Origin of the sequence: Paracoccus sp. Ld10, assembly GCF_045064235.1 — a bacterium.
Taxonomy (GTDB): Bacteria; Pseudomonadota; Alphaproteobacteria; order Rhodobacterales; family Rhodobacteraceae; genus Paracoccus.
The window spans coordinates 1-8,837 of sequence record NZ_JBISHD010000010.1 but is presented as its reverse complement, the minus strand read 5'-3'; the positions used below and the strand labels follow the sequence as shown (position 1 = coordinate 8,837).

The following is an 8,837-nucleotide window of genomic DNA, read 5'->3' as shown; positions in this document are numbered from 1 at the left end:
ACATCCATGGCGGCGCAGGGAACGATGTCTTGCTGGGCAATGCCCAGGCCAACCGGATTGCAGGTGGAAACGGTGCCGACAACATCCAGGGCCGGAACGGCAACGACCTGCTGGAAGGCGGAGCCGGCAATGATTGGCTCAATGGCGGTGCTGGCAACGACCAACTTAAAGGCGGCGTAGGAAACGACGTCTTCGTTTTTAGGAATAACTTCAATCGAGATGCTATTTTGGACTTTCAGAATGACATCGACACGATCCGGATCGTTGATCTTGAAGTAGCCAACTTTGAGCAAGCGCGGTCCTATGCCACGCAAAGCGGGTCCAATGTCGTTTTTGACTTTGGAGATGGCGATGTTCTCACAGTTCGTAACACCACGATCAATGCACTTGAGAACGACATGATCTTTGTCTGACGCAACACAATTGACCAAAGAAAAACATGCTGTCAGCTAATTTTTTACACTCTCCACTTACCCTGATCCCCGTCCCGCAGCGCACCTGCAAGGCTGGCTAGGGCCGGGGATCTTACCGCCGTAGGCGGCTTTTCTTCCCCTGGGCGCGACGGCTGATCCATTTGAGAAAAATGTGCACTTCCCCCGGCAGGGGCGAACGGTATAATTTGGACGCAGGAAAAATTGTCTAGTGAGTGCACATTTTTTTCAAATGGAAGCGCGACATGTCGGATGTGGTGACGGACTTCAGCAAGGACATGCAGGTGCGCAGTGGATCGCGCGCGCCCAGGAGCTTCGCCATCCTCCGCGTCGGCAAGATCAAGACCAAGGGGCATCTGGGCGCGGCCCTGGGCCACAACTACCGCGAACGCGAGACCCCGAACGCCGATCAGTCCCGCATGAGCGAGAACCTGGTGCTCAAGGGCCCCGGCACTGCCCAGGGCGTCATGGAAGCCTGGGACGCCCGTGCCCCCGAGAAGATCCGCAAGAACGCCGTCCACGCCCTTGAGTACTTCGTCGGCGGATCGCCCGAGAAGGTCCATGCCATGGGCCGGGACGAGCAGAACAACTACTTCCGCCGCGCCCTCGACTGGCTCAAGGAACGCCATGGTGCCGAGAACGTCCTGTCGGCCGTGGTGCACCGCGATGAGACCACCCCGCACATGCAGGTCCTGGTGATCCCCCTCGACGCCCGCGGCAAGCTGAACGCCCGCGAGCTGGTCGGCGGCAAGGACAAGCTTCGCCAGATGCAGACCGACTTCGCCCGCGACGTCGGTCAACCGTTCGGCCTCGAACGGGGTCAGGAACGCAGTCGGGCCTCGCATCAGACCATTCAGGAATACTACGGCAGGGCCTCCACCCCCGTAGAGGCCGATTTCACCCTCCCAGAGCGCCGCAGAGGAGCCGTGATGGGTCTGGGTGGGGAGAGTGACCGGGAATGGCAGGAACGCGCCTCACGAGCCGCCACAGAGCGTCTGGCGCATCTCACCGCACATTTGACCGAGGCATCCGGCACCCTGCGCCGCGAGATGGAAGCGACAGAGGCGATCCTAGACCAGACCCAGACCGAGCTTGCACGGGAACGGGCCGTGTCCGAGGCCGCCAACAAGCTGGTCCTGACAGCACTCCAGATCCCGCAGATCGAGGGCGTCACCGAAGACGACAAGCAGGACCTGCTCCGCGATATGGCGAGGTTTCACAACCGCCACGCTTCCCATTTCTCGGACATGCAGGCCAAAGCCACCAAGGCTGCCCTGAACCATACCGGCATTGCTGTCATCGCGCTGAAGGACGGCAGCTATGCTTTGCCTTGGCGCGACTTCGATGCCGTGGGCGGCCAGCGTCTGGCCGGCACCGATCGGCAGGAAGCCGATGCCATCCTGAACGGCCTGCGCCAGGCGGAACGGTCCCGCCAGCACGCGACAGAGGCCATGCAGGAAAGCGAGGCCCGCAAGACGCGGGAACGGGAGCGCGGACAGGACAGCGGGTCGGATTGGGGCTGACTTATTCTCCAGCAAATCCTGACAGTGCCACGGGCGCCACAAACGCGGTCATGTCCCGCCTTTGTGGATAACCCTTTCCCCTTCTTGCCTGATCATCCCCATTCCCGCGTGGTTCGCGCCGATGCGTCCCGCACCCTACGACCGTAAGTTAAAGTCGAAACCTCGCTGACAGGTAAAAACCGGGCCAGTCCGCGCCGGTCGGCGCTTGCTCCCTGGTGGGCTGCTTCGCCCGACACGGCCCGTCCCGGTTGTTCCCTGTAGATCATTAGAAGGGAAAAAATAAGTGTCTGTTTTTGATAAACTTTTTAGGTAGACCTGCCTCATTCAGATGATGCACCCCTGCCTCATCTGAATGAGGCAGGGTGCATCATTTGCTTTCAGAATTTGAAAATTAGTAGACGAGTATATATGGAACGTATAGTTCCATAATTGGAAAGCTCGTGAACAGGGCTGCATCAAATGGGGCAGGAAAAGAAATGACTAGACAGCTACCAGTGCGAAAGTTGCGCGGGACATGGGTTCAGACCGAACGGGCAGCTCATGAGGAATGGGCGCAACTCATCATCCGTGCACCGAAAGCAGCCGCCGTCATGCACATCCTCACGGCTCGCATGGGTGAAAATAACGCCGTGGTTATTTCACACCGTGAACTCCAGGACGCCACTGGCGTCTCACGTCCCACGGTGCAGCGTGCTCTAAACACCCTGAGAGACGAAAACTGGATTGAGATTTGGCAGGTGGGCGAAAGCGGGACCGTCAACGCCTACGTCGTCAATGACCGGGTGGCATGGCATGGGTCGCGTGATGGCATACGGCGAAGCCTCATGTCCGCCACCCTTGTGCTGTCTGAGCGCGAACAGAAAGGCAAAGAGCACCTCATTGGGCAGGACACACCTTTGAAGCATGTTCCGACACAGCTTCCCGGTGAACAGCAGCTTCCCTCCGGTGACGGCCTGCCGCCGGTCTCTCAGCCAGCTCTGCCGGGTATGGACGCGGACTTGCCTGCAACCCGGCGGCTCTATGACCCGGTGACAGGTGAGATGCTTGAAAGACAATGAGCACCATCACGGGCAGGTGCTGCCCGCTACCGGCCGGTCAGCCGTGCCCATAAGCTTCGAGGTTTCAACAACGCCTGCCGGAGCTCGTCAGCCTCACGGGCTAGCCTGTCCTGTTCCTGCCGGGATCGTTCCAGCTCGTTTCTAAGGCGTTCCGCCTCCTCCCGCCGTTCCTGGTCTCGCCGCTCAGCGTCCTGACGCTCGCGCTCACGCTCAGCCCGCTCACGTTCGACCTCAGTGCGAGGCGCTTCTAGAAGTCGCTGGCGCTCGTCTTCGAAGCGGTCAGCTCTATCTCGTTCACGCGTCAGTGCCTCCTGAAGCTCAGTCAACCGCGCCTCCGTCGCCTCCAGCTTAAATGCGAGAATAGAGGAACGCCCATCGAACCCCGTTTCAAAACTACCTGTAGAACGGACGTTCTGGGACCGTTCCGGAACCTCGTTCAAGCTCGGCCACTCTTTTGGCGGGAACACTCTTTCGAACTCGCTGCGCTCAATTTCGTATTGCTCACCTGGTGCAGGCTGTGAGGCCGACAATGCGCCTTTTTGTATAGCCCGATGGATCTTGGATTTGTTATGGCCGGACAGGTCAGCAGCCCGGCTGAGTGTCAGTTTTGTTTCCATCGTTCCACCGTTCATGAACCCCGTTTGAACCATAGCGCGGTGCTCGTTCCTTGCCTAGGTCGAACTCATGAAACGAAAGCTGGAACCGCTTTATGAAACCGATGTAACGAACTGAATCGAAAAGAAGAAACTCCTCCTTTCGAACAAGCTTTTCCATATCTGAAGTTAAGGTCGCTTCTGAACATCGCGACAAAAGAATCCCCGGCCTGTTCTACGATCATGCCCACAGCGCAGTTACCGCCGGTATCGGGGACTGATCGCAGGGCCTATCACTGGCGCAGCAACTGGGAAGGCGGTTCGTCGTAACGCCGGCAATCAGGGGGCATACGTCCGCACAGTGTTGTCGTAGGGGCGATCGGCGGCGCCGCGTCCGGTGATACGAACTATGATCTAGTCAAATTCGAGCAGCGGCTAATCATAGACCGCTGCATGACAAAGCGTGGGCATGCAGTCATGAATGATCTGGGGCGTGCATAGATCAAAGAGGGGGCTGAAAAGGTCGGTGGAGCTGATGACTACATTAAACTACGGCCTGCCCTGTCCCTAATCAGGTTTTATGCAGCGCTTTGAATAACATGCGCTTGGTCTGCCGGAGGTTGTGGAAATATCCCGCTTACAGAACGAAACCCCCAACACACAGGCGTGATGGCCTGCATCCGGTTCGCATGCCCCACGTGTCTTGTCAGGGTAACAAGTTCAGGCCGCCAGCATGACTGGCGGCCTTTTTCAATTTCGCAGGTCAGCGACGACACGGGAGCGGCGGCACTGCTGGGAAGCCTGCCATAAGCTGATTGGTTCTTGGCATACCAAGACTATAATGTCTGACTGGCTGCAAAAAGCGTTGCAAGACAAAGGGATAAAATATTTCATCCTTGGCCGAAACTCCCGCCGGAAGACAGTCAACTACGATAAGCACCGCTACAAAAAACGCGATCCCATTCGTCAGAACCGTCATGTTATAACTACGATCAAGAAAAATTCCTGAACCTTAAGGCTTATGACATGATCTGAAAAAAGGCAGAAGTATGAAACCTTTGGTTCTGAAGCGTAGAGAAATTGCACTATTTACTTAAAGGCTATACAATACTTACGAAAGTATGTTTCCGGTAAAATTTCAGACGAGAAAACAGCAACATATAGGGGACGAATCATGCCCACGACAACTTACGAATTGTACCTTAACTCAGATGTAATTTTTAATAACGCAACATCGACAGTTTCATTGGCTTCAGGATATGACGGTAGCAATGATATCATATTAACTGTCGAAGATGATGATAATATATTAGAGGGAGACTTAAATAACAATGAAGTTGGTAACGATGTCAACCAATTTGGGACAGCTACGTTTGCAGATGGATCCGTAGCAGGTGGACAGGAAATACCTGTTTATTCTGAATTTCAGGTAACATTGACCGCTCCTAATGGGTCTATAATAACTCTCTATGCAATTGAATCACAAGGGAGTTTTATAGGATACCTGCCGTCCGCTCCCTTGGAACCAGGCGTGACTTACAATTATGTTGCTGAAAATACAATTCCTGGAAATTCCCCCGAATATGATGATCTCTTAGGAGCTGTTTGCTTTACCAAAGGGACTTCAATTGCGACAGAAGATGGACCTTGCCTCATTGAGGACTTGCGTGTCGGCAGTCGGGTTGAAACTGACAGAGGAATACAGTCGATTTGCTGGATTGGATCACGCGTTTACAACAGTGACGATCTGATAAAAAACCCGAAACTACGACCGATTTGCATATCAAAAGATAGCATGGGTCAAGGTTTACCAAAACGAAATTTACATGTCTCACGACAGCACAGAATGCTAATATCATCAAAACTGTCTGAGCGAATGTTTGGATGCCATGAGGCTTTGATACCGGCAATAAAACTGACGGATATTCCAGGAATATACGTTGATGAAGAGGTTAACGAGGTCGTGTATTTTCATATTCTATTTGAGAACCACGAAATCATATATGCTGAGGGCTGCCCGTCTGAAAGTCTCTATACAGGAAAAGAAGCTCTCAAAACTCTGGATGATGAGGCACTTGACGAAATTCTAGAAATTTTTCCTGAAATCTCTCAATCAAACTATAAGCCCACCCCCGCCAAAATGTTTATTTATGGGCGAAAGCAACAGAAGTTCATTTCACGGCATTTGAAGAACGATCAGTCTCTGTTGAACCTGAGATGATCCGAAACCTAGAATGAACGACCCAAAGACGATCATGATGGACGCAATTTATTTGAAGGCGCATCGCATGGCTTGCAGCCTGTGATCCCAAAAGAAGGAGCAGCTGCTAGATCGGTCGAACGAAATGCGGCATAAAAATAATGCTGCACGCCGTCACTACTTTTGAGTTCATCGATATTTTGGCAGATCGTTTAACATAGGCATTTTCTCCGTACAGGTGATGAAGGATGCCGGGAGAAGCGGGTTTCGGCCTGAACCCGTCCGACAACTTGTCCAAGGGGGCACGCATAGGTTTATATCTATTAACGTCCTGCAGTCCCTGATTGTCGGACTCCTACTGATGCAAAAGCGGCCGCGACCGTCGCCACCGCCCCCCGTTCAACCTCCGGGCTGCGCTCCACCTGAGAAGCGGTGTTATGCGGCGGAACGGCGAGGGGGGTGGGGATCAGCCAGGGGTTGTGGGTGGAGCGGATTCAAGCATGCGGCGACAGGGGAGAGCACTGCTATCGCTTCGATGCTTCCAATGGTTGGAAAGCTTTCAATGCGTGCGCACTCATGCCGAGTGTATCAAAAAAACAACAAGTGCTTCTTAGTAACAGTCACTGTCTTCCGGTAGGCGATTTTTCGCCTATTGGTAACTTCAGCTTAATGATTTTAGCACATAAACGAATCAACCAAGGGTTGTTCTTCAGTGGCTAAAGCTTCGCTGGAAGTCGCTCCTCGATACTCAAAGTTCATGTTCGCTAAAGTAGCGATTTAAGGTGAATAGAAAGATGCACGCGAAGAATACTTTGGAAGACCTTGTTCGAACTTTGATCTCCACCAGAGATAAAGCCGAATTAGACAATGGGTGTCTTCAAGCACTGCCTCAAACTGAACGGAACCTTCTGCAGCGCCAGATTGAAAGCTGCGTACAGGCTCTATGTTGCCTCACTCTAAATCTAGGCACTTTAGAAACTACAAGATAAGAAATTTTCTAAGTAGTGTTGACAAAAGTAATTCCCAGAGCAGGCTGATCATGATTCAAATTGGCATCTGCGATGGAAACCAGCTTGGCACGAAATCTGATCTCGGGCGAGGAATAGGCGCTTCATCATAGCTGTTCACGCGCCGAACGGACGCAAACCCATAAACCATCAAATTTTTCTGGATGGGATTTTTTAGACAGCCCGAATGGGGTCTCTGCGACAGCATTTTAGCCATTCAAAAGGTGGCTTTACGACCAAGATCCGCCTCCGTGTCAACGGCGCCGGTTTGCCCATGAGATCGGATATTTTGCCAGGTCAGGCCTCTAATTTATCTGAGGTTCGATCAAATCCTCGGAGGCACTCTGCCAGAGTCCCGCATTCTGCTGGCGGATCTTGGCTATGGCTCTGACAAGATTCGCCGAGTATGGAAATGTGCAGCATCGTTCCAGTGACACCGATGCGCATGTCCCGGAAACTGCGCATAGTCGTCGACCGCTGCTTCAACAAGCCGAAGAACGCCTGCCGCATCGCTACCCGCTACGACAAGAATAGCGAAAGTTTCCTTATATTCATCGACATCACATCGATCCTTCTGTGTCTCCTCCATTTTTTAATATGATCTAAATTATTACTAATTCTTTAATAATTAGGATTTTAGGGGTCGTGAGACACCATTAATCTAATCTGCCAGTTCTTCCTGACAGCGCACCACACGTCAGGAACATACGATGGATGCTCTCCGCCACACAGGTCACCATGGGTCTGCCCTGCTTGTCGGAACGACTGGATCCGATGTGCTTATGGGCGGCACCGGCGTCGTGGATATTAGAGGCTGGGCGGGCGACGACATACTCCACGGCGGTGTTCGCGGTGGCACGATCTCGGGCGGGCACGGCGACGACATCATCCACGCCTTCGGCTTCGGCGCGCGGCTGCCCCAGCAGTTTCAGACCCATGTCTTTGGGGACTGGGGCGACGATACCATCATCATGGATCTCTCCCGGCAAACCGGGGATACTCATGATCTAAGGTTCGGTCATCATGTGTTTGGTGGGCATGGGAAGGACAAGTTTGTCTTCTCGGGTGCTGCTGCGAATGATCAACGAATTGTCGGACGCATCGACGATTTTGATCCATCGCGCGATACAATCTGGGTCGGCGATCAGCAGATCAACTTCCAGGATCTGCCGGACAATGTTCGTATCGTTGGATATAAGGGCCAGCAATGGATCCTGATCAATGAGCGGGTTCTGTATTCCCTAGAAGGCGCCCGCCACGATTCGGAAAAGATTAGCGGTGACGGTCGCAATGCCGAGGGATCGGAAGAGGATCATTTCATCGACTGGCCTGAAGAATGGTTGAACGGCGTGCCAAAATCGGCCGATGTTGCTTTTCAAGACCCCGTGAATTTTATACCCGATCGGTATCTTCGCGACGATGATGTTCATGTCACGCTCCGCAATAGCCATGACGTCACCGTCATGGGCACAAGCGGTAATGACCGCATTGAGGGTAGCCCGGACCGAGACCAGGTGATTTATGGCGGGGCTGGCAACGATTTCATCTGGAGCAATCGCCAAGATGACACCGTATTTGGCGGCCACGGGAATGATTACATCGATGGCTATCACGGCCATGACAGGCTGTATGGTGGCGTAGGGAACGACACGATCGACGGCGGAAAGGGTCACGACATGATCCACGGCGGTGACGGGGATGACGTGCTGGCCGGCGGATCGGACAATGATACAATCCATGGGGGGGCTGGAAACGACACGATCTTCGGGGGGTCGGAGGATGACGTAATCTATGGCGGCGATGGGGCCGACGTTTTGTGGGGCGGACCCGGGGACGACTGGCTCAATGGCGGTGCTGGCAACGATACCCTGAATGGCGGCGCCGGAGCGGACTGGGTTTCGTTCATGGGCGAGGGCCGGGCAGCAAGGGTCGATCTGGCCGTGACCGGTGCGCAAGCCACATGGCATGGCCGGGATGTGATCGTGAACATCGAGAACATCCATGGCGGCGCAGGGAACGATGTCT

At 53.8% G+C, this 8,837-nt stretch carries 5 protein-coding genes and 3 pseudogenes; 7 read left to right on the top strand and 1 reads right to left on the bottom strand.

Annotation, left to right across the window (positions count from 1 at the left end; all coding sequences use genetic code 11):
• The 3 genes and pseudogenes from ACJJVR_RS04430 to ACJJVR_RS04420 all read left to right on the top strand — a co-directional run.
• Positions 1-413: pseudogene (locus ACJJVR_RS04430) on the top strand (hypothetical protein); the annotation flags it as partial.
• 263 nt (positions 414-676) lie between these two features.
• A complete protein-coding gene (mobV, locus tag ACJJVR_RS04425) occupies positions 677-1,954 on the top strand; it encodes a MobV family relaxase (RefSeq protein WP_405402572.1) in 1,278 nt (425 codons plus the stop codon).
• 494 nt (positions 1,955-2,448) lie between these two features.
• Positions 2,449-3,012, top strand: a complete 564-nt coding sequence (locus tag ACJJVR_RS04420; protein ID WP_405402570.1) for a GntR family transcriptional regulator — start codon at positions 2,449-2,451, stop codon at positions 3,010-3,012.
• Between the two features lie 26 nt (positions 3,013-3,038).
• On the opposite strand, the gene ACJJVR_RS04415 is transcribed toward ACJJVR_RS04420, so the two are convergent.
• Positions 3,039-3,629 carry a hypothetical protein gene (locus ACJJVR_RS04415; RefSeq protein WP_405402569.1) on the bottom strand — a complete coding sequence of 197 codons (591 nt, stop codon included), beginning with the start codon at positions 3,627-3,629 and terminating at the stop codon, positions 3,039-3,041.
• Between the two features lie 726 nt (positions 3,630-4,355).
• On the opposite strand from ACJJVR_RS04415, the pseudogene ACJJVR_RS04410 reads away from it, so the two are divergent.
• The 4 genes and pseudogenes from ACJJVR_RS04410 to ACJJVR_RS04395 form a co-directional block, all read left to right on the top strand.
• A pseudogene (locus tag ACJJVR_RS04410) lies at positions 4,356-4,569 on the top strand (IS5/IS1182 family transposase); the annotation flags it as partial.
• Positions 4,570-4,779: 210 nt separating this feature from the next.
• A complete protein-coding gene (locus ACJJVR_RS04405) occupies positions 4,780-5,826 on the top strand; it encodes a Hint domain-containing protein (RefSeq protein WP_405402567.1) in 1,047 nt (348 codons plus the stop codon).
• A 1,040-nt stretch (positions 5,827-6,866) separates the two neighbouring features.
• Positions 6,867-7,413, top strand: a pseudogene (locus tag ACJJVR_RS04400) (hypothetical protein).
• A 109-nt stretch (positions 7,414-7,522) separates the two neighbouring features.
• Positions 7,523-8,837 (top strand): calcium-binding protein (locus ACJJVR_RS04395; RefSeq protein WP_405402565.1); only part of this gene is annotated, 1,315 nt, incomplete at its 3' end.

Excerpts from the sequence above, each read along its gene's own strand:
- ACJJVR_RS04405 (WP_405402567.1), top strand. The coding sequence starts at position 4,780 with ATGCCCACGACAACTTACGAATTGTACCTTAACTCAGATGTAATTTTT.
- ACJJVR_RS04415 (WP_405402569.1), bottom strand. The coding sequence starts at position 3,629 with ATGGAAACAAAACTGACACTCAGCCGGGCTGCTGACCTGTCCGGCCAT.
- mobV (WP_405402572.1), top strand. The coding sequence starts at position 677 with ATGTCGGATGTGGTGACGGACTTCAGCAAGGACATGCAGGTGCGCAGT.